Genomic DNA, 26,462 nt, shown 5'->3' on the forward strand with positions numbered 1-26,462 from the left:
GAGGGGTGCTGATGCTGAACTGAAACGGAAATTTTCTTAGCCGGTGGGTTTGCGCGGCAGGGAGCGACCCCCCGGCCTCCGACCCCCTCCAGGGTCCCCGCCTCACAGCGGCAGGCGCCGCCCCGTCAGCCCGGCGCCACGCTCGAACTCCGCCCGCCGGGCCTCCATCCGCTCCGAGATGCGGGCGATGTTGCGCGAGACACCGCGCCACGTCAGCACGCCCAGGACACCGATGCCGATCAGCACCGACACCAGGACGGCCGAGACGATGTAGGCGACGGTCAGGGGATCGGTCATGGTGCCCTCCGGAGCCCAGAGACGACAAAACCCGCCGCGGCGAACCGGGCGGGCGGGCGAAAAACTCGATGGGCGGTACGGCTACCGCAGTGCCGGGTGACTGGAAGGTCACGGCACTGCGTGACGGGGAACCTACTGCAGCCCGAGCACCCTGTCAAGCAGCATGTTGTGTCATGACTGGGTCAACGGGCACAACATTTTGTGCATCAAGGGCTAGCGGGGTCTCGCGCCCGAAGAGATCCAGGACCACGCGCACCACGTCCTTCGAGGCCCCGGCGAACAGCCCGACGAAGTCCGTAAACGGCCCTGCGACGATGCGGACGGGCTGGTCTTTCTGCCACTGGACGTCACGGGTCTTGCGCTTGGCGGGCGTGAAGTCGACCACGCCGCCATCGGCATCGCATCGGTCTTGGATGCACCGCAGGGCGGCCAGCGGGACGCGGCACGGGGCGCCGCTGAGCCCGCGCACCACGAACGCCACGCCGCGGGTGTTGACGATCGGGCGGAAGGACTGGCCGGGGTGGACCCCCGCAAACAGGTACCGGTCGAACAGCGGCTTGGTGACCGTCTCGGTCTTGCCGGCGTGACGGCGCTCCTTCCGGCACAGCGGAGCGAGCACCCGGTACCGCTGGCGCTCCAGTTCCTTAGCCGCAAGCTCGTACTGCGCCAAACCGACATGCGAGACCACGGCAAACCAATCGCACCCCGTGAACCGGTCGTCCATGTCCGCCTCCGCCTTCCAGACCCAGCGCAAGGGTACCGAAAGTCCAGACCGACGCAACATGTTGTTAAAACCATATGGTCTATATGCGAGATGTTGATTTGGCCTTTGTCCGGCGCCTGTGAATGCGCTGCGTTCCGCTGTGTCCGTTCAGACCTTCGTGGCCGCGTAGTTCATCGCGGCCACTTCGGTTCCGGTGGTTTGGGGCAGACCTAAAGACCCAGGGCACGGAGCGTTCCGGTCCAGCGGAGTGCCCCTTTAGGGGCGGAACGACCGGAACGACCGGAACTATTGATTTCATTGAGTTTTTTCGGCCCGTTTCGAGCGTTCCGGACCGGAACGCACCGGAATGCACCGCAGCATGACACTTTGTCCTTACGCATCAAGCGTTTAGCGTTCCGATCGGAACGCACCGGAACGACCGGAACGCTCCATTCCGGCCATCCCGACCGGAACGCTCCGGAACGCCCGGAATGCTCAAACAGGCAAAGATGTGCACAAAGAAAAACGCACTGAGTGCGTCATGATCTCCTTGTCATGACGCACTCAGTGCGTTATACCTATTCTCGTGGTCGGGAGGGGACGGATGGGCCGTCCCCGCCACACAGAAGGGAGAAAAGGGAATGCTCGGAAAGCTTCTCACCCTTCTGATCCTCGTTCTGGAGGTCATTGAGCGGTTGCTCAACCTCCTGAACTAAGGATTGGACCGGAGGGCGGCGGGTGCCTCCGCCGCCCGAAGGCCACACAGGAAAGATAGGGCCGATTCGATGACCGCTCAAGAATTGATCGCATGGCGCGAGCGTCTGGGGCTCACCCAGCCGCAGGCTGCCTTTGCCCTTGGGGTCTCCCTGCGCGGGTACCAGAAGCGGGAGGCAGACGAGGCCCCTATCGACCGCGAGGCCCAACTCGCCACGCGGTACCTGGAGGAGCATCCTGACGAACTGCCCTGGGTGCTGCGTTTCAACACTGGCCGGGCCATGCACCGCGCAGATACCGAGGGGCCGCGTGCGACCGCAGGCGTCGAGTTGTTCAACGCCAAGGAGGAAGCGCTGTCCCGTGCGTTTGAACTGCTCGACGCCGATATCCAGGCTGCTCCGCATCTGCGGCAAGTAGGGCCGGCAGGGACCGAGCTGGACCATTCGGAAATCCGGACACTCCTGGCGCAACTGTCTTGATATATGCGAGGTTTGGACACTGACACTGCGCCAGTTGCGCAGTGTGGTCGACGTGTCAAGACAACAAAGCCCGTCATGACGCCGCGTATGCAAATCGTCCGTGGCGATTTTGAAGCCGCGAAGGACAAAAGAGCATTCCCGTTGTCGCCGCGGCGCGCCATCGACCGATGGAGGCAACCGCTGCGGTTGGAGCAAGCAGGCCGTCCCCTTGGACCGGACGCTGGTTGAGGGGTTTGCAGCATGGCCTTGCAGAATGCGCCAAGCTGATCATCATGTATGTAGAACGGCGTCATCCGTCTGGTTTGGGATACAAAAAAGGACGAATTAGTGGCGAGCTTATGCTCTTCTGTTGCGTTTCTGGCCCCATTTTGCCAAAAAATGGACTTAACGCTTCGCTGGCCCCAACCGATGATGGTTTAAATGGAAGTTAATAGCCTTGCTATAACCAAATTAGGGCTGAAGAACATCGGCTGCTATAAATCTTTGCTTTTGCAGCTTGATAAGAAAGTCAATATTATTTGTGGTGCAAACGGCGTCGGAAAGACTACGATATTGGAAGTTATTGCAGCTTCGTTCTCAGGCGGGCTTCAAAACAGAGTTAGACGAAACGCTAAGACTAAAGAGGATGCGGGCTGGACAATAGAAATCAATAAAAATGGTACGTTGAATACGGGCGAATTTCTTTGCAAAAACTTTTTGCCAACCGACTCGCTGTACCCAGCAGCGCGTGATATTTATAGTGCGGCGCAACATTTTATATATATCAGAGCTGATAGGCAGATCGAATACAAGGCCTTGCCCGCGCTCACCCCCGATATTATTCATGATATTTCGCAATGCTATTCTTTTGCCGTCGGAATTAATAACTATGATTTGAAAAATTGGATTATTGGTAGATACCTTTTTAGCGCACAAGAAAACGGGCTTGATAAAGTGAGCCGTGAGAACTGGGAATTTGCTAAGAGCTGCTTTTCTATCGTCGACTCGGCTGTCTCATTTAGCCGATCGTCGGTCGATTACGATATATATGTCAATACGCGAAGCGGTGAAATCATTATGGAGTATCTATCTTCAGGATTTAAGTCAATTTATTACGTTTTGCTTGGTATTATTAAAGAAATTGAGCTGAGAAGGATTGGTCTCGCACGCAATTTCTCTGGTGTCATATGCATCGATGAGGTGGATCTCCATTTACATCCGACTTGGCAGCAGTCAGCAATGAGCATTCTAACCAGCGCATTTCCAAAAGCGCAGTTCATTGTTACGACGCACAGCCCTCACGTTATCCAGAGAGCTGGTCCAGAGCAAATTATTGCATTGGCTCCTGACCCAGAAGGTTGGCCAAAGCGGCGTGATTTTACTGTTTCGGAATACGGCTTTCAGGGATGGACTGTCGAAGAAATATTGACAGACGTCATGGGTCTCCCAAGCGCGAATGGGCCAGATTATCAGAAAGCTCTGGACGATTTCTACGAAGGAATAGAGAGTGAAAATGGAGAGCTCGTTAGGAGTTCTCTTGATGTTCTATCAAGAATGCTGAAGCCGACGAGTGAACTTTTGCAAGTTCTAAAGATTCAAGCATCATCATTTCGGGACTAACCATGATTAAAGTGAATAGAGTTTCGCCTCCCTCTAGGCTTACCGGCTGCAAGACTATCGAGTTGACGCATCAATATGCTGTTGATAAGTCAAAGTCGGTGTGGAATAAACCATATATCAGGGAACGTCTTCTGGAGATGTCTCACGATAAATGCATTTACTGCGAGAGCAAATTGGAGGAAGATAGCTATCTTCGTGTTGATCATTTTTATTGTCGAGAGCATTACGAAGAAAAGGTGGCTTTATGGCATAATCTTCTGCCTGCTTGTGAAAAATGCAATGGCAAGAAGTCATCCCTAAACGTTGCTATTGAACCCATCATCGACCCTACTAATCAAAACCCGAGTGACCATCTGTCGCTCGTTAACTGCGTCCTTTTTGGCAAAGACTCTTTGGGTCGAAACACCCAAAAGGTCCTTCAACTCAGTCGTCGATTTGGAGAAACTTGGTGGAAAATTTCGAAGGCAATACATGATAAGGTGGATGTGTTAGAGTCTAAGGCACATCGAGTATCTAAATCGAAGCTAGTCAGTGACCAGGAGGATTTCTCGAGTTCAGTGCTCGGCCTCTTCGAAATGACGAGCCCTAAAGAGCCGTTTTCTGCTGTTGCTGCAACAGCGATTGTTCAGGACCGGAGGACTATTTTTATTGTGGATGCATTGAAGGGAATGGGGTGCTGGACTGATGATCATCAAGCTCTATATAATAATATTAAGGCTGTAGCATTGGTTTGATGCGGGGATTTTGTTATAGAAAAGAAACATAACGCTTTGGGTTTATTGGCCCGTTGGCTGCCAGCGTGCTAATTCGTTCAGAAGGTGCAGACAGCCGAATAAGCTTGGTGAGAATGGCATCGGCGGGCCTGGTCCAGACGTAGGACTCGGGCGCCTTGTTGTCCTCGCGGATGTAGTGAGCGATTGCATCTTGGAAGGTCGTCCACGGACTTGGGGACGCTGCGCGGGATGCCCCCTCGCTTGATTAGCGAAAACAAACCCTGACGGCATTGATCCACGAGGCCGACTTGGGCGTGAAATAGAAAACCCAGCGCGGGTGATCGGCCACCCAGGCCAGGGTGTTATCCGGACCGCGCCTTTCGCCGCAGCTCGATCGGCGCGCGCTCGTCCCGTCGCGTCCGGTCCGCCTTGAATAGGTAGGTCCCGACGGTCACCTCCACCCCGATCGGCAGGGCTGAGGCGATGCGCTCGCGGGCCTGGCTGTCCTTCACGCCCCACCGGTCGCGCAAGGTGGCCAGCACGTCCATCAGGAGGCACCCGTCGGACGGCATGGCGTCCACGATGGCCTCCAGGTCGGCGGCGGCCCGCTCGTTGGCCTTCTCGGTCTGCCGGTCGTCCGCGTCGCGCCGGGCCGCCACCATGTCGAACTGGACGTGCACGCCCACCGTGTCCGCCGGGCCTTCGCCATCTTCGTCCAGCAGCGGGTCGTCGATGCCGCCCTCGGTGCCGTTCCGCAGGGACACGCTCTCCAACTGGAACCAGCGCGGTTCCCAGGACTTGGGCGCGTAGTTGCCCTTGGCGCCGTCCAGGCGCACGAGGCGCGCGGCCACCTCGGCCTCGATGTGGAGGGCTTCCGCCGTGTCCTCGGACATGGAGGACAGGGTGTAGGCCACGCGCACCGCGCCAATAAATGCTCCGGCTCCCCGAGCAGCATTCATGTCGCCGGCGCGGGCCTCGCTGTTGCCCGAGTGGTTCTTGACCGTGTGGTGCACGAGATCGACGGTGCAATCCGTAGCCTGGGCGATCTCCCGGAACACGCCGATGACCTTCTCGACCTCTTCGTTCGCGTTTTCCGCCACGCCGTCGTGGGTGGAGACGAACGGGTCGCAGGCCCAGAACACGATTCCGTTGTCGCGGATGAACGCCTCGATCTCGGCCACCATCTTGTGGCGCCGGATGGTGCCTTGGGCGTCTTTCCCCGCGACCACGAGCCGTTGGTCGGCGCCCGACGAATAGAACAGGTGCGGGCGCACGGCGTCGAAGTCGATGCCGTAGCGCATGCAGACGCCGGCGATGCGGCGTTCCAGCTCGTCCAGCGGGTCCTCGTTGTTGTGGACCCAGGCGTTGCCCCGGACGTGGACCTTCTCGCCCGTCAGGTCGTCCCGGCCCGTGATGACGGCCAGCGCGGAGAGGATGGAGAAGGTGGACTTCGACACGCCGGGGGCGCCGATGCCGCCCGTCACCGCGCTGCGCAGGAACCGGGCGCCCAGCACCCAGCGCCGCCGCTCGATTCGGCTGGGGTCGAAGGCGCCGGGAAGCTGGCGGGGCACCGGGGCGTACCGCTTGACCGGCTCGTCTTCCTCCAGCACCTCGCCGAACTCCTCCGCCGCGACGGGGAAACCGTGCTCTTGCGCCACGTCCCGGATGTAGCCCCAGCCCACCTCGAAGGGCGGCTTCATGCGCTCCCAGTCGCTCATGACCTCGATGGGGTCGTTGCCCGCGATGGTCTCGTTGCCCTCCCAGCGCGCGGCCCATTCCTCCCACACCTCCATGGCACGGTCCGGATCGTCGGCGCCGGCCGCCTTGATGGCGCAGCCCATGCGCAGGTAGTCGGTCCGGCTGGGGAACTGGGTGTTGTCGTTGGGGATGCGGGACACGGCGTCGGTCAGGGCATCGAGGCTCGGGGCCTTCAACTCGTCCTGCACGATGGCCTCGCGGTCCTTCACCTCGTCGCCTGATCCCTCCCAATGCAGGTCCGTGCAGCCGATGCAGTCGAGGAGGTCTTCCATGTCCTGCGCGAACGTGTCGAGCTGGGCATGGGTGATGGGCGTCAGGGCGTCCGCCCCGCGCTCCGCAGGATGCGTGTCCCAGGTGTAGGGCTTGCGCGTGACGGGGTGGATGCCCTCCACGACAAATTGTTGGCCGTGGCCCAGCAGCTCCACCAGATGATCGCGCCCGTCCGGCCCTTTGAACCGCAGCCGGCGGCGGACCATGGGAGACTGGCCTTCAGCCAGACGGTAGACCAGGAGCAGCTTGGGAGCGCGCCCGGTGCGCGCAGGCGCAGGGCCGAGGTGCCGATCGGCCAGCCCCTGGATGAAGTCGCGGATCTCCAGGTCCGTCACGTCGATGTCCACCGCCGGGAAGCGCGTGGCGCGGAGGCCCAGGTTGGCCTTGTGGCGCTCCCAGGCTGCCACGTCCTCGGCCGTCGTCTCGTGCTTCATCCAGTCGAAGCCATACCAGCCGTGGTGTCCGTGAAGGCCGGGGACTTTCCCCCGGTCCTCGGGCGGAGCTTCGTGCGCTCCGACAGCGGGGCGCCCGGCGGCACGACGGAAATCAGGTCGCGGAAACCGGCGGCGAACCAAGCGCTATAGGTGGTCATGCGGGCGGGCATCTCCGATGTAGGCTCCTTAGCGCACTTCATGCTTGCAACCCCTTGGAAAAATTTGTCAACTTTTGTCCATGAAGACTATCGTTTGCAGCTTTTTAGCTGTTTCCGTCGTTGCCGCGGTTATCGTGGTGGTTGCGGTTCTTTTCATACCCGCCAACGTTCCTGCATGGGAGCCTTCCTATTCAGCCACGGGAGATGCCGTAAAAGAAGTGGCTAAGGCGTTGTCCACGGCTCCAGATTACTTGGCGCAGCCAACAAAGTTTGCTCTCTACCATTGGCAAACACTTATCGCGGGCGTGCTCGCCTTTATCGCGGGACTTAGTGCGTTTGCCGCAGCGGCAGTTGGAGCAACGGCACTTCGTGATCAGACGAATGTAATGGCTAGAGCTACCACCGAGGCTGCTGAAACCCAAGCAAATGCCCTTGTCCGGCAGGCAGAAGAGGCGACGGCTTCTGTCAAGATGCAGATCGACGATGAAGCACAACGCTATGCGCGTGAAGTATCTATACGACGGAGAGCGCTTTTTCGTGCGCTTTTGGCGAATGCGAACATTATTAAAAGGCATAACAAAGGCTGTGTTATTGCGCTTGATAGTGATGAAATATACGATTTTGAAGCGAGTAGGTTTCGTAACTATATTGTTCCTACAATTCCGCCAAGCTATCCAGTAAATTGGGAGGATTATTCCTTCTCTGAAGAGTCCGTTACTGAGAAATCGTTCGACGTGATACTTGAAATTGATACTGCAAAGCGAACGCTTGATGGGTACTTTTCGAGTGTTTCTAGCGATGCGAAAATCAGTAGAAGCTTTGGCGGCGCAATTAAAAAGGTATTCAATAGTATTGATGAAAAATGCGACGCGCTTATATCTGAAATTTGTGAAAAAATGGATAAGAACCCGATTGGGAGTTAACTTTTTGGTGCGCGTAGTGTCGGATGATTGTGTAACATTCATTTCCGGTACCTCTTGCCCCGCCAGCCAGCCGCAGCGACGGGCAGCCCCGCGGCCCAGGCCAGCAGGTTGCACATGATGGCCTCGAACTCCTGCACGGACCCGTGGCCCTCGGGCGGCTCGGTCACGACCTCGTCGTGGACGGTCAGGACGACGGGATACCCGGCGTCCTCCGCATGCCGCATGCCGTTGGTCATGACGTCGCGGGCGGTGGCCTGGACGGCGTTCTCGGTCCAGAGGCCGCCATAGCCCTTCTGCTTCGACCATTTCCGCGTCTTGCTGTCCTGGCCCCAGAAGGTCACCGCCTCCTTCATGGCGGGCTGTTCGACCAGGGCGCGGCGCCGCTCGGCGTCGTATTCGATGAGCGCGGCGCCAAAGCGCTCTTTGGCCTCGTCCTCGCTGGGGCAGGGGTGCCAAACCTCGTCCGTCCAGGGCATCTCGGTCCATTCGACCTTGGGCGACGCGTAGGCCAGCGGGCGCCCGGACGGCAGGACCATCCACAGGAAGCCGCCTTTCACGCGGAAGGCGATGCGGCCGCGCAGGCACCGGACCACGGCACCCGGGTTGCGCACGGCTTCCAGCGCCGCGGCCTCCAGGTCGCGCCACATCTGGACGACGGCAGGGTGCGCGTCGCGCCACGCGCGCTTGAGGCGGTCCGCCTCTTCGTCCGGCACCTTCACCCCGTAGTTGGCCGCCATGTTCTGGAAGGCCCCGACGCCGCCCTGGAAGCCCATGGACAGTTCCATGACCTTGCCGACTTGGCGCTTCTGGTCGTCCACCTCGGAAGGATCGAGCGAGAAGGAGCGGGCGTAGGCGAGGACGTAGAGGTCAAGCCCCTTGCGCTCCGCCTTGCCGTCGGGTGTGTAGCCCGTGACGGTGTCGTAATCGCGGAAAGCCTGGAGCTTCCAGGTCTCGCCGGCCAGCCACGCCGTCACCCGGCCCTCGATGTTCGAATAGTCGGCGGCCACGAGGTCGTGCCCCTCCGCCGCGATCAGGCAAGGGCGGAGCAGGGAGGCCACAATGGCGAGCGGGGCGCCCAGCATCATCGAGACCAGCGCCGCGTCCGCGCACTGGAGGATGAACTGGATGACGTCCTCCTTCGCGCTCGCCCGCGGGAAGTTCTGCGGCTGCACCAGCTTCCCGGCCCATCGGCCCGTGCCGGCGCCGTGATAGAGCAGCAGGCCGCGCACCCGCTCGTCGGCGCAGACGGCGTGCAGCATGGCGGACAGCTTGGCGGTCGAGGACTTGGCGGCTTCCTGCCGAATCTCCAAGGCGCGGCGCACGATGTCGGGGGTGTCCGGGTCGGCGAGCATGGAGCGCACGGCGGCCTTCGCCACGCTGTCCGCCTCGATCCCCTCGGCAGCCAGCCACGCGGTCAGGTTCTTTGCCCTCGTCGCGGCAGCCACCCATCCGGAGGTGGCTTCCTCCAACTCCCTGTTCAGCATGGCCTGGGCGTTCACCGTCAGCTCACGGGCGGCGTGCACCAGCCCGAGGTCCAGCTTGATTCCGCGGTCGTTGATGAGTTGGTCGTGCAAATAGACGGCGCGCTCGTCCGGGGAGAGGCGACGGAGCCGGAGGCCTAGGGCGCGCTCGCCCTCGACGTCCACCTTGCAGTAGGCAATCAGCCGCTCAACGTTGGCCGGATCGCTCCACCAGCGCAGGCCCGGATGGTCTTTCGTCGGCTTGCGCGGGCGGGCCATCTTCATCATCAGCCGGGCGCCCTCCATGTCCTTCTGGACCGGCACGCCCATGACGCGCAGGGCTTCCTCCAGGGAACGCGGGATCGCCATCGCGGCGGCCATCGCGGCGGTGCAGTGCCACTGCTCCAAGCGCGGCACGGGCCAGCCGTAGCGTGGGGCCAACAGGCGGGTGACGACCACGCGCTCGAACTGGGCGTTATGGGCGTGGATCTCCCAGCCCTCGGCGCACGCGCGCACCCAGGCTTCGGGGACCGGCTGGCCGGGCGTCCACACCTCCACCGGCTCCTCGTCCACGGCGAAGCAGGCGCACCAGACATCCGTCGTTGCGTCTTCGGCGTAGCGGTAGACGCCCGACTTGCGCAGGTCGACGGTGCTGCGCGTCTCAAAGTCGAGGTGGAGGATGTGGGTCATGCTGCCCCCGCAGAGGTCGGCACGAACACAAGCGTATCCGCGCCGCGCCGCGTGCGGATCTGGCGCAGGGCTCCGGCCTCGCAAAGCTGACGGCACTTCACGCGCATAGCGTCGGCGCGCCACAGATACCGGGGAACCTCGAAGCGCCCCTTCCGGCGAGCGATCGCCAGGATTTCGTCCTTGGGCAAGCGCCACGGCGCCATGTTGACGGGAGGTTTCCGCATCGGATCAGCCCTCCCGTGGCGAGGCGCCGACCGGCTCTTTGGGCGCCAGTTCGCGGAACCGGGCCAGGAACAGGGCCTTGGCCGCCTCGGGCGGCAGCGGGTCGATCCGCACGCCGAGCGGCGGATAGCGCAGCGCCCATGGAACCACGGAGGGCGCCATGAGCTGGTGCTTCTCATCGGCCAGCGCGCGCTCGTCCGCCACCTTGACCGTCTTGGGCATCTCCAGCGTCAGGCCGAAGCGGACGCAGACCGCGCGCATCACGGCGGCCTCGGCGTCCTTGTAGCCGGGCAGGAACGGCTTCACCGGGCGCGGCACGTCCACGAGGTAGGCCTCGCTGGCATCGTGCAGGAGGCCCCACAGCGCGAACTCCGGCGGCAGGGCGTCAGAGACGATCACGCTGTGCTGGGCGGCGCTGTAGAAGCTGAGGCAGTGGCCGGCATAGCGGCACTGGTGGGCCAGCGAGTGTGCGATGTCCTCGATGTAGACCTCGCTGGGGCGCGGGTCGAGCGGCCAGAACTGCCGGCCGGTCGCCGTCTGCATCCAGTCTCCACGGCGGGCGCTCATAGATCGGCCTCCCGGAAGCAGATCGCGACGTCACCGGCGACGTGCACTGTGAACTTGCCGGAGATGGTGGCGCGCTCGGCGTGGCGGCGAACCAGCCACAACCAGATGCAGGCGGGCAGAAGCCGCAGGATCGGGCGCATCAGGCGGCACCCTGCGGAAAGCGCCGGCGGGGCATGCCGCGGAAGAGATCGGAGCGGACAACAAAGTAGCCGCCGGGCACACCGTCCAAGCCGATGCCACGCTCGACGGACGTCTTGACATCGTAGCCGACCTTCGCCCAGGCCGCCTTGATCTGGGTGGCGAGGCGGCGGGCCCCCTCTTCGGTCAGGGTGTCAAAGCGACGGAGCGGCGGCGAGGAGCAGAAAGGCGGGTGAGTGCGCTTGGACACGGCGTGCCTCCTTCGTTGGGTTCGAAGGAGACGTTATGCCGTTTTGGATTTTTCAGTCCACAGGAACTCGATACCGTTTTGGTATGTATGTTAGGGCTCTTGCAGGCCGACCACTGTGTGCATGGTGTCTAACTCCTCGTTCGACACCAGAAATTCGCGGTCTTCCGGCCGGTACTCACGAAGCACGACGCCTTCAGGCGTGCGCCGGACAAACTCCTTGATCAGGACAGTCTTGTTGCGCTTCACGACAACAACACCGGCGCCGGGCGCGGGTGGCTTGAACGGATTGACGTGCAGGAGCTGGGCGGGCCGGAACCGGGGCATCATTGATTCGCCCACAACGTACATAGCGTACGGATCACGAACCGCTTGGAGATAGACGGGCTTCGGAATCCAATCGATAGGCCCATCCTCCAGGAACATTTCCTGATCGACGCCGCCGCGCGCTGCCGCCCGCACGGGCATGCTGCGGTAGGGATCGGGCGCGCCGAGTGGTACCGGTTGCATCGGGTCGCGGCGCGGCGACTGCCCAGGATGCAGCGTGACCGTCTGGCGCCCAACCTCTGCCATTTGTCCCGAAGAACCGATTAGGCCGAGCAGAGCCGCGGGGTCGACGTTCATCACTCTTCCGAGCTTTATCGCCCAGTCGAGCGTCATCTTGCGGGTGCCGGCTTCCAGCTTGTTGATCTGCGGCTGCGAGGTTCCCGCCAGCTCGGCCAGCTTCTCTTGGCTCAGTCCAGCGGCCTGCCGCAATTCTCGCAAAGTGCTCATGCTGGGCAACATACCAATACGGTATTGGAAAGTCCAGACCGAATTCGACATACCACTTGCGCGCAAAATCCGATCTGGTGTATTCCAGTTTGGCATGACGCTTGACGAATGGCTGACAAGCTCCGGCACCCCGGAGGAGGCTTTCGCGGCATCGATCCTGACCAGCCAAGCCGCGGTCAATCGCTACCGCAGAAAGCTGCGCACCCCACGCCCCGAGATCATGGCGCGCATCGTCGCCGCGACCAAGGGAAGCGTGACCCCCAACGACTTTTACACCAACCCGGCCCGGTAAGCGGGCCGCGAAGGAACCCGCATGTCCGTGATCTTCGCCATCGATCCGGGTCTGACCGGCGCCATCGCCAAGGCCCGCTATCTGGACGGCACGTTGCGCAGCATGACGATCTACGACCTGCCCGTGGTCGAGAAGGTCGTGGGCAAGGGCAGATCGGCCAAGGTGCGCCGGGAGGTGGATCTGGCCCGCCTACGCGATCTGCTGGATGGCCACACCTCCGAAGCCTGTGATGCCATCCTGGAAGAAGTCGGCGCGATGCCCGCCGATGGCGCCGTCGCGGCCTTCAAGTTCGGCGCGACATGGGGTGGCATTCGGGGCGTGCTGACCGCCATGCACATCCCGCTCACGCTGGTTCGTCCGGCGGAGTGGAAGCGCACTCTGCGCGTCCCCGCCGACAAGACCGCCGCCCGCGCCCGCGCTTCCGAGCTGCTGCCGGCCTACGCCTCCAACTGGCCCCTGAAGAAGCACGACGGCCGCGCCGAGGCCGCCCTCCTGGCCCTGTGGGGCGTGCGGCACCTCGATACCGACATGGCGGCGATGCTGTCGTGAACAAGGAACGCCTCGACAAACAGCGCCGTCAGGCGCGGGCGCTTGCCCGGATCGCCCAGGAGGAGCGCGAGCGGACGCTCGCCACCCTGGCGGAGACCGAGGACGGCAAGCGGCTGCTGGACCTCATGAGCGACCTGGGCGCGGAGCCCGTCGAGGCGTGGCCGGACCTCGTGGCGGGCAAGCCCTGGCTGCTCGCCGCCCCCTCGGACTTCCGCACCACGGCGGTGCGGCTCATCGATGACGCCTACTGCGCCCGGCTGAACGCCGCTGGCCTGGACCCGATGGACGAACCGCTCCCGTGGGAAGACGCGAGTCCCTTCCAGCAGATCCGCTGGACGCTCGCGGCGCCTCTGAAACCCACCCTGCAACCCGCAAAAGTGAGCCTGAAAATCATGCTGAACATGACCCTCACCGGCCCGGATGACGTTCCGGTCCTCCGCGCCACCGTCGCCGCTCTGCACGGGGCGCTCTTCGGCACCACTGCCCTGACGTCCGCCATGGACGCCCAGGCCGCCGGCGAGGACGAGCCGGCCAACAAGCGCAAGCGCCGCACGAAGGCCGAGATCGAAGCGGACAACGCCGCCGCGGAAGCCGCCAAGAACACCACCGGCCAGCCCGCCGCCGCGACGCCGGAGCCCGCCCCGGCGCCGACCGATGAAGACGACGTGCTGGCGATGCTGGACGACACCCCGGCGGAGCCCGAAGCGCCCAAGAACCCGTGGGACGCCTGCTACTCCACCACCTACACCCAGGACCAGATCAACAAGGCGTTCCGCGACTGGGCGATCAAGGCCGGCTCCGCGGCGACGCGCGCCGTCCTCAATCACCTGAAGGTCGGCAAGTCCAGCGAGATCAAGCCGGAGCAGTTCGGCGAGCTGATGGCCGTCCTGGCCGGCAAGCCGATCTGATGGCCGTCCTGTGCGAGGGGGGCGCCGCGCCCCCCGACGCCGGGCACAGCGTGCGGGCGCACGCCACGCTCGGCGCCTCGGGGGCGTATCGCTGGATGGCGTGCCCCGGCTCCGTGGCCCTGTCGCATGGCATCCCGAACACCTCCAGCCAGTACGCGGCTGAGGGCACGGCGGCTCACGAGGCCCTGGAGCTGTGTCTGTCCGGCGGGCACGACGCGATCGAGATGACCGGCCGCCATTTCGGCAAGTGCACCGAGTTCCCCGAGGGATTCGAGGTGGACGAGGAGATGGCCGAGGCCGTGCAAACCGCCATCGACTGGGTGCGCGGCAACATGGAGGCGGGCGACGTCCTGTATCTGGAACGCCGCTTCGACCTCACGCCGCTGGCTCACGCCCGTCCGGCCCTCGCGGCGGCGGACGTCGCGATGTTCGGCACCTGCGACATCCTGATCTGGAAGCCCGAGCTGAAGTGGCTCTACGTCGCCGACTACAAGCACGGCAAGGGCGTCCCGGTCGAGGTGCGCGGCAACACCCAGCTCCGCTACTACGCCCTCGGCGCCCTGGAGACGCTGGCCGGCGAAGGGGTGCAGCCCGAATACGTGCATCTCTACGTCGTCCAGCCTCGCGCCTTCCACAAGGACGGCAAGATCCGTTGGGAGCGCGTGGACGTGCTGGACCTCGTGGAATGGTCCAGTGACCTCCTCGACGCGGCGGAATCCACGACCGTGCAGACCCCCAAGCTCGCCGCCGGCGGGCACTGCGGGTTCTGCCCCGCGGCGCACCTCTGCCCCGAGCTGGAGCACCAGAGCAAGGCGCTCGCCGTCGCCGAGTTCGAGGAGCTTCCCGTCGACGCGGAACCCACCGTGCCCGACCCGTCCACCCTGTCCCCCGAGCGCTTGGCGTTCGTGCTGGATCGAGCGGACATCCTGGAGACGTGGCTCAAAGCCGTGCGCGCCCACGCCTTCGGGCTGCTGAACTCCGGCGGCTCGTTGCCCGGCTACAAGCTGGTGCAGGGCCTCGGGCGCCGGAAGTGGGCGGACGAGGTGGAGGCCGCGATCGTCCTGAACGAGCTGGGGCTGGCCGACGACGACTACGCCCCGCGCAAGGTGATTTCACCCGCCGAGGCCGAGAAGGCTGTGGGCGCCAAGCTCAAGGCGCAGGGCATCAAGGGCTTCGCCAAGGAAGCCAAGTCCAAACTCGCCGGGCTCACCATCACCCCGCGGGCCGCCCCGACGCTGGCCCGCGACGAAGACCCCCGTCAGGCGATCGCCGGGGCTGGCACCGCCGCCAGCGAGTTCGACGCCATCACCGACTAAGCGACCAAAGGAACCAAAGTCATGTCCGATAAGAAGCGCATCCTCACCCCAAAGGCCCGCCTGCTCTGGGCGGCCGACCTGTTCACGGCCAAGCCCAACGACAGCGGCAAGCTGATGTTCTCGTGCACGCTGGTCTTCGACAAGGAGGCCCAGGCCACCCCGGAATTCCGCGCGCTGCTGGAGGCCTATAAGGAAGTCCGGGACGAGACGTTCAAGAAGACCAAGAACGCGGACCCCGCCGACTACCGCAACCCGTTCCAGAAGGCGGACAAGAAGGCCGCCAAGTACAGCGGGTACGAAGAGGGCGCGATCTATCTGAACGTCAAGACGAAGTTCAAGCCCCAGGTCATCGGGCGCCGCAAGGAAGACCTCACCGAGGAGGAGTGCTACTCGGGCTGCTACGTCCGCGCGACCCTGGAGAAGCCCTATTATTACGAGAACAAGGGCAACAAGGGGTTCAGCTTCGGCCTGGGCAACGTCCAGAAGATCGCGGACGGCGAACGGCTGGGCGGCGGTGCGTCCGCCGATGACGAGTTCGACGCCGTGGACAGCGGCGGCTCGTCCGGCGACGACCTCGACGACCTCTTGGCGTAAGGGAGGCCGTCATGGCCGGGCCGGGCATCGGGCACAACTCGGGCGCTGATGTAGGCGGTATCGCCGCTGATCGCCTGCGGTCCTTCGTCCAGCGCATTGAGCGATTGGAGGAGGAGAAGCGCGGCCTCCAGGAGGACATCAAGGAGATTTACGCCGAGGCCAAGGGTACCGGCTTCGACACGAAGATTATCCGGCAAGTCGTACGGCGCCGGAAGATGGACAAAGCGGATCGCGAAGAACAGGACGCCCTTCGTGAACTCTACGAAGAAGCCCTGATTGACGAGATGCTTTCTTAGTTCCTCCCGCCTCGTGGGGCGTTCCGTCGCCCCACTCTTTTTCCCTTGGTGCCGCCATGTCCCCAGAAGACGCCAAGCTCCTCGCCTTTAACTACATGACCAGCACGCCGAAGACCGCGGGCGCCGTGTACGAGGAGGCCCTGGGCGCCCTTGGGCACAAGCGGAAGCATCCTCGCCGGCGGATCATCTGGTCGGACGTGCTTTGCACCGTTGAGGCCGCCATTCAACTGAACACCCAGTACGCGGCCGAAGTGCGCCGCGTCTGGTTCGCCCATCGGTGAAGCCATGGACGCCCCGCGCCGCCTGTCCCCCGAAACTGAACTCATCATCGCGGCGGGCCTCTACGTCGGCAAGCCCTTCCCGGACCCGGCGACCGCGGCCGAGCGCCTGCGCGCCGCTGTGTTCGCCCTGGAGGGGCAACTCGTGAGCGAGACGCTGCTGGCGCTGTGGAAGGCCGCCGCGCTGCATCTCGCCGGGCAGGCCCGCTCCCCCTCCGCCCTCGCCGACGCCCTGGAGGCGTTCTGCTCCACCCAATCTCGTCCCGTTCGGCGCGGCCATGAGCGCCCGCTGCCGGCTGGTGCGACAAGCGCGCACCACTCCGCCCCGGAGGACTTCTTTTGATGGACGCCTACGCCGACTTTCTGCGCCGTAAGGCCATCGTGGACCCGCCGACGGGTCTCGCCGAGATCCCGGACCTGCCGGACGTGCTGATGCCGCACCAGCGCGACCTTGTGCGCTGGGCGCTCCGTCGCGGGCGCGCCGCTCTGTTCGCCGGGACCGGCCTGGGCAAGTCGCTCATGGAACTGACCTGGGCGAACGCCGTGCATGAGGCGACGGGTCGCGACGTGCTGGTCTTCACTCCGCTGGCCGTCGCCGCGCAAATGGTGCGCGAGGCCGCGAAGTTCGATCTGCCCGCGTGGCAGGTTGCCAACCAGTCCGAGGTGGCTCCTGGTGTCAACGTCACGAACTACCAGAAGCTCGAGCATTTCGATCTGAGCCACTTCGGCGGCGTGGTTCTGGACGAGAGCAGCATCCTGAAGAGCTTCGCCGGCCACTACCGGAACCAGCTCATCGAGGCGTGCCGCCGCATCCCATACCGGCTCGCGGCCACGGCGACGCCCGCGCCCAACGACTTCATGGAACTGGGCAACCATGCCGAATTCCTCGGCGTCATGCCCTACCACAACATGCTCGCCACGTTCTTCGTGCACGACGGCGGCGACACCCAGAAATGGCGCCTGAAGGGCCATGCCGAATCGGAGTTCTGGCGCTGGATGTGCTCATGGGCCGCCATGCTCCGCAAGCCGTCCGACCTGGGCTACCCGGACGGGGCGTACCGGCTGCCCGAGCTGCGGCAGGTTCAGCACACTGTCGAGACGGGCGGTGCGATTGCGCGGACCTTGCGCGAGCGGCTGGCTGCCCGGCGGGACACGCTGGAGGCGCGCGTTGCCAAGGCCGCGGCGATCACGCCGGGTGACCGGCCGTTCGTCTGGTGGTGCAATCTGAACGACGAAAGCGCCGCCCTGGCCGCCGCGATCCCCGGCGCCGTCGAGGTTCGTGGCTCCGACCCTGAGAGCGTGAAGGAACGGAAGCTCATCGACTTCAGCCAGGGCCGGATTCGGCACCTCATCACCAAGCCGTCCATCTGCGGCTTCGGCATGAACTGGCAGCACTGCGCCGATACCGGCTTCGTCGGGCTGAACGACAGCTTCGAACAGCTCTACCAGGCCATCCGGCGGTTCTGGCGCTTCGGCCAAACCCGGCCCGTGACGGCGCACCTGATCGCCGCGGACGTCGAGGGCGCCGTGGTCGAGAACTTGGCGCGCAAGGAAGCCGACGCCGACCGCATGGCCGAGATGATGGTGGCCCATATGGCCGCCCTGTCCTCCGACACGATCCGCGCCGCGTCCCGTGATCGCGGCGATTACCAACCCCTCCAGCCTGTGCGTCTGCCGGGCTGGCTGATGAATGAGGCTGCGTGATGAGCAATTTTCCTCAGGGCTTCGAAGGCATGCAGGCTCGTCTTGACGCGATGGTAGAAGCGCTTGGCGGAAGTCATTTCGCGCGGGTCGCCGTGGCGAATGAGCTGGCGGGGGCTTTGCGCCGGGTCGTGAATGACCGTCTTGGTTTTGCTGGGTCTCATGGGCTCACCTTCGCCGAATACGTGCTGGCGAGTAGAGCGGAGTTCGACACCGCGTCCTCAACGGTCGAGCAGCGCGTCTATCGTGAGATGACTGAACCGTCCGATGCCGTGTCGGCCTCTGTGCACGGCGGGGTGATTGCGCTGCGCGGCACATGCCTGTGGTTCGAAACCAGTCGTGCCGCCTTGCTTCTGGCCCACGCGTACGTGGACGCGTGTCACCGCCGGCGGGCCGGCAAGGACCGATGGAGTGTTTCGCTCACTGAAGAGGCGAAGGCCTACTTCTTTCACGCTGGCGGGAGCGAACCTGCGCAGTCGAGCACCGGCGCGGGTTCGCGCGACGGCGCCGTCAAGTCGCTTCGGCGTCTTGCCGAAGTGGCGTTCAGGGCGCCGCTCTCCGCAGGAGATGCCTGATGCACTCCGCCATCAAAGCCCTCAACCAAGTCGTGACGGACAGCTACGCGCTGTATCACGGCGACGCCTGCGAGTTGATCCGGGCCATCCCGGACAACAGCATCCACTTCGGCATCCACTCCCCGCCGTTCGAAGGGCTCTACAAGTTCAGCAACTCGGACCGGGACATCTCGAACGGCGAGGGCGCGCTGTTCTGGGAACACTACGGCTTCCTGATTCGGGAGCTGTTCCGCGTCACGATGCCGGGCCGGCTGCACAGCGTCCACGTCATGCAGCTCCCGACCTCGAAGGCCCGCGATGGCTTCATCGGCATGCGGGACTTCCGGGGCGATGTGGTGCGGACCTATCAGGCCGCCGGCTGGATCATGCACAGCGAGGTCTGCATCTGGAAAGACCCCGTCGTTGCCCAGCAGCGCACCAAGTCCATCCGCCTCCTGCACAAGCAGCTCTGCAAGGACAGCGCGATCAGCGGCCAGGGGCTGCCGGACTACGTGGTCACCTTCCGCAAGCCCGGCGACAACCTGGAGCCGATCAGCGGCATGCTCGATGCATGGGTGGGCGACGAGGAGCTGGACGTGTCCTATGCGGCCTGGGAGGCGCACGCCGCCAAGCTGCGCGCCGAGGAGAGGGCGGTTTGGCCCTTCGAGACGTGGCGCTCCATTCTGATCTGGCAGCGCTACGCCTCGCCCGTCTGGACCGATATCCGGCAGACGCGGACCCTGCAGTACCGGTCGGCCCGCGACGAGAAGGACGAACAGCACATCTCGCCCCTCCAGCTCGACGTGATCGAGCGGTGCATCGACCTCTGGAGCAATCCGGGCGACGTGGTGCTCACACCCTTCGCGGGCATCGGGTCCGAGGTGTGGTGCGCGGCCAACATGGGCCGCCGCGGGATCGGGTTCGAACTGAAGGACAGCTATTTCCGCCAAGCCGTCAAGAACCTCGCGGATCTGGACGCCGAACTGGAGGCCCTGCTGGCATGACCACGCTTCGTGAAGCCCTTGATGCCGTGCTGGCCGCCCAGGCCGGCGGGCTGAAACTCAGCCGCATCGTGGCCTATGCGCTGGGCGACGGAGACGCCGCCAGCCGCTTCGCCTTCGAGAAGTTCGGCCCAGACTTGCGCCCGCAGGGCGCCAAGAAGGGCACCGTGTGGCTCCCGGCGGCCTACACGGAAACTCTGGATGCCGCAGGCAAGCCGCTCCCGGCCGGTTGGCTCCTGTCGAGCGGGATCGATCGGGAAGGCCCCTTCGCCGTCGCCCTTCACGAAGAGCGCGAGATGATCCGTGAGACCGCGGCGACTGAAACGCTCGCCCGGCTGGCCGCCACGTTGCGCGCCCGGCTGGAGGAAGAAGAGGACATGGAGGCCTTGCTGTCATGAGCGCCGAGGCGGGAGATGACCTCCTCACCGTTGCCGAGGCCGCCAAAGCTATCCACCCCGGCGGCGCTGTAAAGCCGGCCACAATCCGCGCGGCGATCAACAAGGGGGTATTGCCCGCGCGACGGTTTGGCCGCACGCTCCTGGTTCTCCGAACCGACCTGGAGCGCTACAAGATGACAGGTGACAAATGCCAAGAGCCAACACGGGACCGAGGCTCGTCCTCTACGGTCCCGACAGCAAATACGGGGCTACCCCCAAAACCAGATTCAAGCAGTACGTCTACTTCATCCGTTGGTATGAATGTGGGACGAAACGTGAGCGCTCAACAGGCACTGCAGATATTGAGCAAGCCCAGCAGGTCTTCGCGGACTTCCTCGGCGAGCGATCCCGTTCCGACGAACCAGGACCACAAAGCAACGGTCCTGCCTCTCCGGGCGACCTGACCGTGACTGGCATGCTCATGCAGTATTACGAGGGGCATTCTCCGCACGCGGCCGACCCGGAGCGTATCCGTTACGCGATTCGGAACCTGATCGCGTGGTGGGGCGACACGCCAGTATCCAGCATCACTGCCGGGGCCTGCCGCCGCTATGCCGCCGAGAACAAGGCCCGAGCCCCCGCCACGCTACGGCGCGAGCTGGGCACCCTGGCCGCAGCGATGAATTGGTGCGTGACCGAGGGCTACCTGACGCAGGGCGGCATCGTTGTTCTGCCGCCGGTGCCGAAGGACGAGCAGGCGTTTCTCACCCGCTCCGATGCTGCCAAGCTGCTGTGGGCGGCATGGCGTCGGAGGTGGCGGTGGAAGGATGCCGAAGGGGAGATGCACATCAACATGCATCTGCCGATGTTCATCTTGATCGGCCTCTACCACGGAGCGCGCAAGGAGGCGATCCTTGGGCTTCAGTGGCAGCCGAACACGGAAGGCGGCTACGTCGACCTGGACCGCGGGTTCATCGACTTCAATCCGATCGGCCGCGTCCAGACGAAGAAGCGCCGCGCTCGCGTCCCCATCGCGCCAAGGCTTCTGCCCTGGCTCCGCATCGCTCGCCGGATCACCCGCCAGTTCGTGGTGGAGTGCGACGGAAAGCCGGTCGGCGACGTCAAGAAGGGGTTCGCCACGGCGGCCTCGGACATCAAGCGTCCCGATGTGCACCCGCACACGCTCCGTCACACCTGCGTGACGTGGCTCCTGCGGGATGGCTTGGACGTTTGGCAGGTGGGCGGATTCGTCGGCATGAGCCCACAGACTGTCCAGCAGGTCTACGGCCATCACGCCCCGGAATTCATGGCGCAGGCAGCCGCGGCGCCGAGAGGGAAGGGGGATACGGGGATGCAAACGGGGATGCAAACTAAAAGAGCCTAGCCGGTGCAGCGGCTAAGCTCTTGAAGAAACTGGCGGACCCGAATGGATTCGAACCATCGGCCTCTGCCTTCGGAGGGCAGCGCTCTATCCAGCTGAGCTACGGGTCCATCATCAGCGGAGGCGCACCATAGCGAAAAGCCTCGGCCAGTGCAAACACTCCTTTCGACATTTTTTCACACCCCGCCGGGGCCGCCCATCCACGCTTATTTCGCGGCCAGGAGGCTGCGGTTGCGGTCGGCGCCGCTCGCCAGGGGCTGCTTGGGGTTCTCGATCCAGGCGGCGATGTCGTTGACCACCACCTGACCCTTCAGGTCGCGCAGCAGCATGTGCCAGCCGTCGGGATAGACCGCCACCACATGCCGCCCGCCGGACTCGAAATCCTCGACCGCGCGGTTGACCGGGGTCTTCGGCAGCACCTCCTCGTGGGCGCCGTAGAGCACCAGGGACGGCACCGACAGATGCCCGCAGGCGGCCAGGGCCGTGCCCATCAGGTCGGTCAGCCCCTCCAGCGCGTCGACACGGGAGCCCTTGATGACCAGCGGGTCGCGGCCCAGCGCCCGCAGCATCTCGATGTTGTCCGACGCCTGGATCCTCAGGTCCTTCGGCGGGTGCACCACCATCCCGGGGACCGTGTTGTAGCTGAGCCAGAGCAGCGCCCGCGGGAAGAAGCCCATCGCGTCGCGGCCCCAGACGGCGGGGGCGACCAGGATCGTGCCGTTCACATTGGGTGGATTCGGGCTGGTCATCGCGGTCAGAACCACGGCACCGCCCATGCTCTCGCCCATCAGATAGACCGGCAGGTCGGGGTGGCGGGCGTGGATCTGCGAGACGGCCACCTTCAGGTCGGCCACCAGCGTGTCGGTGCCCGGCCAGATGCCGGTGTTCCGCGTGGCGCCGAACCCACGCTGGTCGTAGGCGTAGACGGCGATTCCCCGCGCGGCGAGGCTGCGCCCGGCTCCGTCGAAGGCGTTGGAGTAATCGTTGTAGCCGTGCAGAGCCAGCACCACCGCGCGCGGCGCCCCGTCCTCGGGCAGCCAGCGGCGCAGCGGCAGTTCGAAGCCGTCGGCGGCGATCAGGGCGCTGTCGGTCAGGGCCGGCTGGGTCACGGGAAGACCCATCGGCTGATAGGCCGCGGTGCAGCCCGACAGCAGGAGACCGATCCCGACGATCAGTTTCGCCATGCGGCCGGCCGCCTTACGCCGCATCGTGCGCGATCTCCTTGCGGGCGTGCGCGCCGCCGGTCAGTTGCAGGAAGATGTCCTCCAGGTCCGATTCCTCGGTGCTGAGATCGACCACCCCCAGCCCGGCGCCCGCCAGCGCGGCGAGAATGCCGTCCACCCGCTGGCGGCTTGGCTGGTAGCGGACGATCAGGCGCCGCGGCTCGGCCAGTTCGGCGGTGAAGGCGGACAGTTCGGCCGGCACGGCGGTCAGATCACGGTCGACCAGAACGGTCAGCGCCTTGGCGTCCACCCGGCGGAGCAGCGTCGCGGTCGGCTCGCAGGCCACCACCGTGCCATGGTTGATGATGGCGATGGAGTCGCACAGCTCCTGCGCTTCCTCCAGATAATGGGTGGTCAGCAGCACCGTCGAGCCCTCGCGGTTCAGCTTGCGCACATGCTCCCACAACTGGATGCGCAGCTCCACGTCCACGCCGGCGGTCGGCTCGTCCAGCACCAGGACGGGCGGGGTGTGCACCATCGCCTTCGCCACCATCAGCCGCCGCTTCATGCCGCCCGACAGCGAGCGGGCGTAGGCGTCGGCCTTGTCGCGCAACCCGACGGCCTCCAGCAGCTCCTCGGTCCGGCGCTCGGCTTTGGGCACGCCGTAGAGGCCGGCCTGAAGCTCCAGCATTTCCCGCGGGGTGAAAAAAGGGTCCATGTTCAGTTCCTGGGGGACCACGCCGATCGACGCCCGCGCCTGGCGCGGATGGGCGTCGATGTCGGTTCCCCAGATCGACACCGTGCCGCCGGTCTTGTTGACCAGCCCGGCCATGATGTTGATGAGCGTGGACTTGCCCGCCCCGTTCGGCCCCAGCAGCCCGAACACCGCCCCGCGGGGAATCGCCAGGTCGATGCCCTTAAGAGCTTGTTTCGGGCCGGCCTTGCCGGCGGCCTGATAGGTCTTGGTGAGGCCGCGCACCTCCACGGCGTAGGCGGGGACGGCGTGGGCGGGCAGGGCGGCGGCGTTGAGCGGGGCGTGCGCAACCATGGAGTCGAAGGGGCCTTTCCGGTCGTGCCTCCGAGTCCGAACCCCCGGGGGCGATCACTGTCCAATCACTTGATCCGTCCGGCGCGTTGGGTATGATCCGACCCCGCGCGCGTGCCTCATTCGGTGGGCATCTTAACGATGGCGTTAACGCGCGCGTGTGTCAAAGCGGAGGATGTCTGCCATGCAGCCAGTTGAAACGATTGAAGTCGAGACCCTGACCGTCGGATGCGACGGCGGCGGTGGCGCGCTCGGCCACCCGCTGGTCTATCTGACGCTGAGCGCCGAGGGGAAGGTCGAATGCCCCTATTGCTCGCGTCACTTCGTCCTGAAGGAAGGCGCCAAGACGGGCACGCACGGGCACTGAGCTCGGCGGCGCCTCTTACAGGGCGGAAATCCCGCACGCAGCAAGGGCCGGAGCGATCCGGCCCTTTTTGTTTGCCGGCGGACCGAACCGGTGATTCACGGCGATTCTGTGGCCTTTTCGCCACCCGGCGCTGCGACGATGCAACGTGCGGGCGGCGGCGGTCATATGACTCTTTTGTTGCAATTGTGAAAAATATAGAACGAACCGCCTTGACGCGCGTCGCGATCCGCCTTCTACTTTTTTGCGGCGCAAAAGAGGCGTCCATCGCAATTGCCCGCTCAGGTCCTTCGCATGCTTTTTCCTGAGGCCAACGCTCTCGCGCCAGATGAGGCCCGGTCCATGAGCCAAGAGACGGAAGAGCAGTACAGAAGCATTTTCGAGAACGCGGTCGAAGGTATTTACCAGACCACGGTGGACGGGCGTTATCTGCGGGTCAACCCGGCGCTGGCGCGGATCTACGGCTACCGCTCGCCGGCCGACCTGATCGACAACCTGACGGACATCGCCGGCCAGCTCTACGTCGATCCCGGCAAGCGCGAGGCCTTCGCCCGCCTGATGGCCGAGCGCGACGTGGTGCAGAGCTTCGAGGCGCGGGTCTTCCGCAACGACGGCTCGATCATCTGGATCTCGGAGAACGCGCGGTGCGTGCGCGATCCGCAGGGCCGCATCCGCTACTATGAAGGCACCGTCCAGGACATCACCGAGCGCAAGCAGCACGAGGAGAAGATCCGGCTGCTCGCCACCGTCTTCGACAGCGTGGCCGACGGCATCCTGATCGTGGACCCCGACCTGTCGGTGCAGGCGGTCAACCCGGCCTACGAGGTGATGACCGATTTCCAGCGGGAGGCGCTTCTCCACCGTCCGCTGGTGATCTTCGCCCCCGGCTCGCACGAGCGTGCCTTCATCGACGACATCTGGCGCACCGCCCGCACGGAGGGGCGCTGGCAGGGTGAGGTGACCAGCTTCCGCCATTCCGGCGACGCCTTCGCGGCCTCGCTGTCGGTCACGGCGGTGCGCGCGCCGGGCGGGGCGCTGGAGCATTACGTGCTGACGCTCGCCGACATCAGCCAGCGCAAGTACCAGGAACACCAGATCCGCTACCAGGCCAGCTTCGACCGGCTGACCGACCTGCCGAACCGCTGGCTGGTCTGCGAACGGTTGGAGGAGGCCATTGCCCGCGCCCAGCGCATGCGCACCAAGGTCGCCGTGGCCTTTCTCGACCTCAACCGCTTCAAACAGGTGAACGACACGCTGGGCCACCACGCCGGCGACGACCTGCTGAAGCTGGTGGCCAAGCGGCTGCGCAATTGCACCCGCGTGTCCGACACGGTGGGCCGGCTCGGCGGCGACGAGTTCCTGATCGTGGCGCCCGACGCGATGGACCGCGCCTCCGGCGCCCGGCTGGTCGAGAAGGTGCTCTATTCGATGGGCGAGCCCTTCGCCGTCCACAACCAGGAGCTTTTCTGCGGCGCCTCGATCGGCGTCGCCTTCTTCCCCGACGACGGCGAGACGGCGGACCAGTTGCTGCGCAACGCCGACCTCGCCATGTACCACGCCAAGCGCAACCCGGAATGCAAGTTCGTCTTCTACGAGGCGGGCATGCGGGAGCGCACCGGCTTCACGCTGGGGCTGGAAAGCGACCTGCGCCGCGCCGCCGCGACCGGCGAGGAGTTCGAGCTGCATTTCCAGCCCAAGGTGGACATGCCGCACCGCGGCTATCACCGGGTGATCGGGGCGGAGGCGCTGATCCGCTGGCGCCACCCGGTCCGCGGTCTCGTCAGCCCGGCGGAGTTTATCCCGCTGGCCGAGGAGACGGGGCTGATCTGGGAGATCGGCGCCTGGACCCTGAGGGAGGCCTGCGCCCGGCTGGCCGACTGGCTGGCCGCGGGACTGGACGTCGCCTCGGTGTCGGTTAACCTGTCGCCGCGCCAGTTCCAGGACGCGCGGCTGGTCAATTTCGTCCGCGACGTGGTGGAGCGCAGCGGCGTGCCGCCGGAGCGGCTGGAGCTGGAGCTGACCGAAGGCGCCATGATCGGCGACATCGAGAAGGCGGTGACCATCCTGCACGGGCTGAAGGGAATCGGCATCCGCCTGTCCATCGACGATTTCGGGACCGGCTATTCCTCGCTGGCCTACCTGAAGCGCTTCCCGATCAACACGCTGAAGATCGACCGCAGCTTCGTCCGCGACATCGTGCAGTCGGCCACCGACCCGGCCATCGTCAACACCATCGTGAATCTGGCCGAAAGCCTGGGCTTCGACACCATCGCCGAAGGGGTGGAGACGGAGGAGCAGGCCGACATGCTGCGCCGCCAGCGCTGCACGCGCATCCAGGGCTTCCTGATCAGCCGTCCGCTGGATGTGGACGCCTTCAGGCGCTTCCTGGTGGAGAACGCCGGGTAGCGTCCCGCGGTCGATCCTCCACAGGCGGAGTCCCCTTTTGACAGCGTGCCGTTGCACCGACGGCGGCGGGGCGCCCGCATCATAAGCACGC

31 protein-coding genes, 1 tRNA gene and 1 pseudogene are annotated in these 26,462 nt (G+C 64.5%); 19 read left to right on the top strand and 14 right to left on the bottom strand.

The window, feature by feature from the left end; all coding sequences use genetic code 11:
• Positions 1–102: 102 nt before the first annotated feature.
• Both D3869_RS26885 and nusG read right to left on the bottom strand, forming a co-directional pair.
• Positions 103–297 carry a hypothetical protein gene (locus D3869_RS26885; protein WP_137142791.1) on the bottom strand — a complete coding sequence of 65 codons (195 nt, stop codon included), beginning with the start codon at positions 295–297 and terminating at the stop codon, positions 103–105.
• Positions 298–451: 154 nt separating this feature from the next.
• Complete coding sequence (nusG, locus tag D3869_RS26890; protein WP_175426639.1) at positions 452–1,021, bottom strand: transcription termination/antitermination protein NusG; 570 nt, start codon at positions 1,019–1,021, stop codon at positions 452–454.
• A gap of 764 nt (positions 1,022–1,785) precedes the next feature.
• Between nusG and D3869_RS26895 the strand changes: the two genes are divergently transcribed.
• The 3 genes from D3869_RS26895 to D3869_RS26905 all read left to right on the top strand — a co-directional run bounded on the left by D3869_RS26895 (position 1,786) and on the right by D3869_RS26905 (position 4,526).
• Positions 1,786–2,193, top strand: a complete 408-nt coding sequence (locus D3869_RS26895; RefSeq protein ID WP_137142793.1) for a helix-turn-helix domain-containing protein — start codon at positions 1,786–1,788, stop codon at positions 2,191–2,193.
• A 420-nt stretch (positions 2,194–2,613) separates the two neighbouring features.
• Entirely contained in the window at positions 2,614–3,792 is a 1,179-nt protein-coding gene (locus tag D3869_RS26900) for an AAA family ATPase (protein WP_137142794.1), read from the top strand.
• Positions 3,793–3,794: 2 nt separating this feature from the next.
• The gene (locus D3869_RS26905) at positions 3,795–4,526 is read left to right on the top strand and encodes an HNH endonuclease (RefSeq protein WP_137142795.1); all 732 of its coding nucleotides are present in this window, start codon (positions 3,795–3,797) and stop codon (positions 4,524–4,526) included.
• Positions 4,527–4,602: 76 nt separating this feature from the next.
• Here D3869_RS26905 and D3869_RS34175 read toward each other — a convergent pair.
• The 3 genes and pseudogenes from D3869_RS34175 to D3869_RS34180 all read right to left on the bottom strand — a co-directional run.
• A pseudogene (locus D3869_RS34175) lies at positions 4,603–4,863 on the bottom strand (IS630 family transposase); the annotation flags it as partial.
• A 4-nt stretch (positions 4,864–4,867) separates the two neighbouring features.
• On the bottom strand, positions 4,868–6,967 hold the full coding sequence (locus D3869_RS26910; protein WP_247896050.1) for an AAA family ATPase: 2,100 nt from the start codon (positions 6,965–6,967) through the stop codon (positions 4,868–4,870).
• Positions 6,964–7,125: a hypothetical protein gene (locus D3869_RS34180; RefSeq protein WP_247896051.1), complete on the bottom strand. Its 162-nt coding sequence runs from the start codon at positions 7,123–7,125 to the stop codon at positions 6,964–6,966. Before D3869_RS34180 ends, D3869_RS26910 begins: the two co-directional genes overlap by 4 nt.
• A gap of 80 nt (positions 7,126–7,205) precedes the next feature.
• On the opposite strand from D3869_RS34180, the gene D3869_RS26915 reads away from it, so the two are divergent.
• Positions 7,206–8,048 (top strand): hypothetical protein, encoded by an 843-nt coding sequence (locus D3869_RS26915; RefSeq protein WP_137142797.1) that lies wholly within the window; start codon positions 7,206–7,208, stop codon positions 8,046–8,048.
• Between the two features lie 38 nt (positions 8,049–8,086).
• On the opposite strand, the gene D3869_RS26920 is transcribed toward D3869_RS26915, so the two are convergent.
• The 6 genes from D3869_RS26920 to D3869_RS26940 all read right to left on the bottom strand — a co-directional run bounded on the left by D3869_RS26920 (position 8,087) and on the right by D3869_RS26940 (position 12,197).
• Entirely contained in the window at positions 8,087–10,198 is a 2,112-nt protein-coding gene (locus D3869_RS26920) for a DNA polymerase (RefSeq protein ID WP_137142798.1), read from the bottom strand.
• Positions 10,195–10,422, bottom strand: coding sequence for a hypothetical protein (locus tag D3869_RS26925; RefSeq protein ID WP_137142799.1), 228 nt, complete (start codon positions 10,420–10,422; stop codon positions 10,195–10,197). The genes D3869_RS26920 and D3869_RS26925 overlap by 4 nt, the downstream gene beginning before the upstream one ends.
• A gap of 4 nt (positions 10,423–10,426) precedes the next feature.
• On the bottom strand, positions 10,427–10,987 hold the full coding sequence (locus tag D3869_RS26930; RefSeq protein ID WP_137142800.1) for a phosphohydrolase: 561 nt from the start codon (positions 10,985–10,987) through the stop codon (positions 10,427–10,429).
• Entirely contained in the window at positions 10,984–11,127 is a 144-nt protein-coding gene (locus D3869_RS33295; RefSeq protein ID WP_175426640.1) for a hypothetical protein, read from the bottom strand. Before D3869_RS33295 ends, D3869_RS26930 begins: the two co-directional genes overlap by 4 nt.
• Positions 11,127–11,375, bottom strand: coding sequence for a hypothetical protein (locus tag D3869_RS26935; protein ID WP_137104101.1), 249 nt, complete (start codon positions 11,373–11,375; stop codon positions 11,127–11,129). Before D3869_RS26935 ends, D3869_RS33295 begins: the two co-directional genes overlap by 1 nt.
• 90 nt (positions 11,376–11,465) lie before the next feature.
• Positions 11,466–12,197: a LexA family transcriptional regulator gene (locus D3869_RS26940; RefSeq protein WP_247896052.1), complete on the bottom strand. Its 732-nt coding sequence runs from the start codon at positions 12,195–12,197 to the stop codon at positions 11,466–11,468.
• A gap of 43 nt (positions 12,198–12,240) precedes the next feature.
• On the opposite strand from D3869_RS26940, the gene D3869_RS26945 reads away from it, so the two are divergent.
• The 13 genes from D3869_RS26945 (at position 12,241) to D3869_RS27005 (ending at position 21,396) form a co-directional block, all read left to right on the top strand.
• A complete protein-coding gene (locus D3869_RS26945) occupies positions 12,241–12,438 on the top strand; it encodes a transcriptional regulator (protein WP_094306774.1) in 198 nt (65 codons plus the stop codon).
• Positions 12,439–12,459: 21 nt separating this feature from the next.
• Positions 12,460–12,987: a hypothetical protein gene (locus D3869_RS26950; RefSeq protein ID WP_137142801.1), complete on the top strand. Its 528-nt coding sequence runs from the start codon at positions 12,460–12,462 to the stop codon at positions 12,985–12,987.
• Entirely contained in the window at positions 12,984–13,895 is a 912-nt protein-coding gene (locus D3869_RS26955; RefSeq protein ID WP_137142802.1) for a hypothetical protein, read from the top strand. Before D3869_RS26950 ends, D3869_RS26955 begins: the two co-directional genes overlap by 4 nt.
• Positions 13,895–15,211, top strand: a complete 1,317-nt coding sequence (locus D3869_RS26960; RefSeq protein WP_137142803.1) for a DUF2800 domain-containing protein — start codon at positions 13,895–13,897, stop codon at positions 15,209–15,211. Before D3869_RS26955 ends, D3869_RS26960 begins: the two co-directional genes overlap by 1 nt.
• Before the next feature lie 21 nt (positions 15,212–15,232).
• On the top strand, positions 15,233–15,805 hold the full coding sequence (locus tag D3869_RS26965; protein ID WP_137142804.1) for an ssDNA-binding protein: 573 nt from the start codon (positions 15,233–15,235) through the stop codon (positions 15,803–15,805).
• An 11-nt stretch (positions 15,806–15,816) separates the two neighbouring features.
• On the top strand, positions 15,817–16,101 hold the full coding sequence (locus D3869_RS26970) for a DUF2312 domain-containing protein (protein WP_137142805.1): 285 nt from the start codon (positions 15,817–15,819) through the stop codon (positions 16,099–16,101).
• 56 nt (positions 16,102–16,157) lie between these two features.
• Positions 16,158–16,382 carry a hypothetical protein gene (locus D3869_RS26975; protein WP_137104110.1) on the top strand — a complete coding sequence of 75 codons (225 nt, stop codon included), beginning with the start codon at positions 16,158–16,160 and terminating at the stop codon, positions 16,380–16,382.
• A 4-nt stretch (positions 16,383–16,386) separates the two neighbouring features.
• A complete protein-coding gene (locus D3869_RS26980; protein ID WP_137142806.1) occupies positions 16,387–16,722 on the top strand; it encodes a hypothetical protein in 336 nt (111 codons plus the stop codon).
• Positions 16,722–18,083, top strand: coding sequence for a helicase (locus D3869_RS26985; protein WP_137142807.1), 1,362 nt, complete (start codon positions 16,722–16,724; stop codon positions 18,081–18,083). The genes D3869_RS26980 and D3869_RS26985 overlap by 1 nt, the downstream gene beginning before the upstream one ends.
• Positions 18,083–18,655, top strand: coding sequence for a hypothetical protein (locus D3869_RS26990; protein WP_137142808.1), 573 nt, complete (start codon positions 18,083–18,085; stop codon positions 18,653–18,655). The genes D3869_RS26985 and D3869_RS26990 overlap by 1 nt, the downstream gene beginning before the upstream one ends.
• Complete coding sequence (locus D3869_RS26995) at positions 18,655–19,638, top strand: DNA-methyltransferase (RefSeq protein WP_137142809.1); 984 nt, start codon at positions 18,655–18,657, stop codon at positions 19,636–19,638. Before D3869_RS26990 ends, D3869_RS26995 begins: the two co-directional genes overlap by 1 nt.
• Complete coding sequence (locus D3869_RS27000; protein ID WP_137142810.1) at positions 19,635–20,033, top strand: hypothetical protein; 399 nt, start codon at positions 19,635–19,637, stop codon at positions 20,031–20,033. Before D3869_RS26995 ends, D3869_RS27000 begins: the two co-directional genes overlap by 4 nt.
• Positions 20,034–20,220: 187 nt before the next feature.
• Positions 20,221–21,396: a tyrosine-type recombinase/integrase gene (locus tag D3869_RS27005; protein ID WP_137142811.1), complete on the top strand. Its 1,176-nt coding sequence runs from the start codon at positions 20,221–20,223 to the stop codon at positions 21,394–21,396.
• Between the two features lie 30 nt (positions 21,397–21,426).
• Here the strand turns inward: D3869_RS27005 and D3869_RS27010 are convergent.
• From D3869_RS27010 to D3869_RS27020, 3 genes are all read right to left on the bottom strand, one after another.
• Positions 21,427–21,503, bottom strand: a tRNA-Arg gene (locus D3869_RS27010).
• A 96-nt stretch (positions 21,504–21,599) separates the two neighbouring features.
• Positions 21,600–22,601, bottom strand: a complete 1,002-nt coding sequence (locus D3869_RS27015; RefSeq protein ID WP_247896053.1) for an alpha/beta hydrolase — start codon at positions 22,599–22,601, stop codon at positions 21,600–21,602.
• The gene (locus tag D3869_RS27020) at positions 22,591–23,604 is read right to left on the bottom strand and encodes an ABC transporter ATP-binding protein (RefSeq protein WP_137142812.1); all 1,014 of its coding nucleotides are present in this window, start codon (positions 23,602–23,604) and stop codon (positions 22,591–22,593) included. The genes D3869_RS27015 and D3869_RS27020 overlap by 11 nt, the downstream gene beginning before the upstream one ends.
• Before the next feature lie 181 nt (positions 23,605–23,785).
• Between D3869_RS27020 and D3869_RS27025 the strand changes: the two genes are divergently transcribed.
• Together D3869_RS27025 and D3869_RS27030 are read left to right on the top strand one after the other, a co-directional pair.
• Positions 23,786–23,968, top strand: a complete 183-nt coding sequence (locus D3869_RS27025; protein WP_014199832.1) for a zinc-finger domain-containing protein — start codon at positions 23,786–23,788, stop codon at positions 23,966–23,968.
• 339 nt (positions 23,969–24,307) lie between these two features.
• Positions 24,308–26,371 carry a putative bifunctional diguanylate cyclase/phosphodiesterase gene (locus tag D3869_RS27030; RefSeq protein ID WP_137142813.1) on the top strand — a complete coding sequence of 688 codons (2,064 nt, stop codon included), beginning with the start codon at positions 24,308–24,310 and terminating at the stop codon, positions 26,369–26,371.
• The last annotated feature ends 91 nt before the right edge of the window (positions 26,372–26,462 follow it).

Source organism: Azospirillum brasilense (assembly GCF_005222205.1).
Lineage (GTDB): Bacteria > Pseudomonadota > Alphaproteobacteria > Azospirillales > Azospirillaceae > Azospirillum > Azospirillum brasilense_G.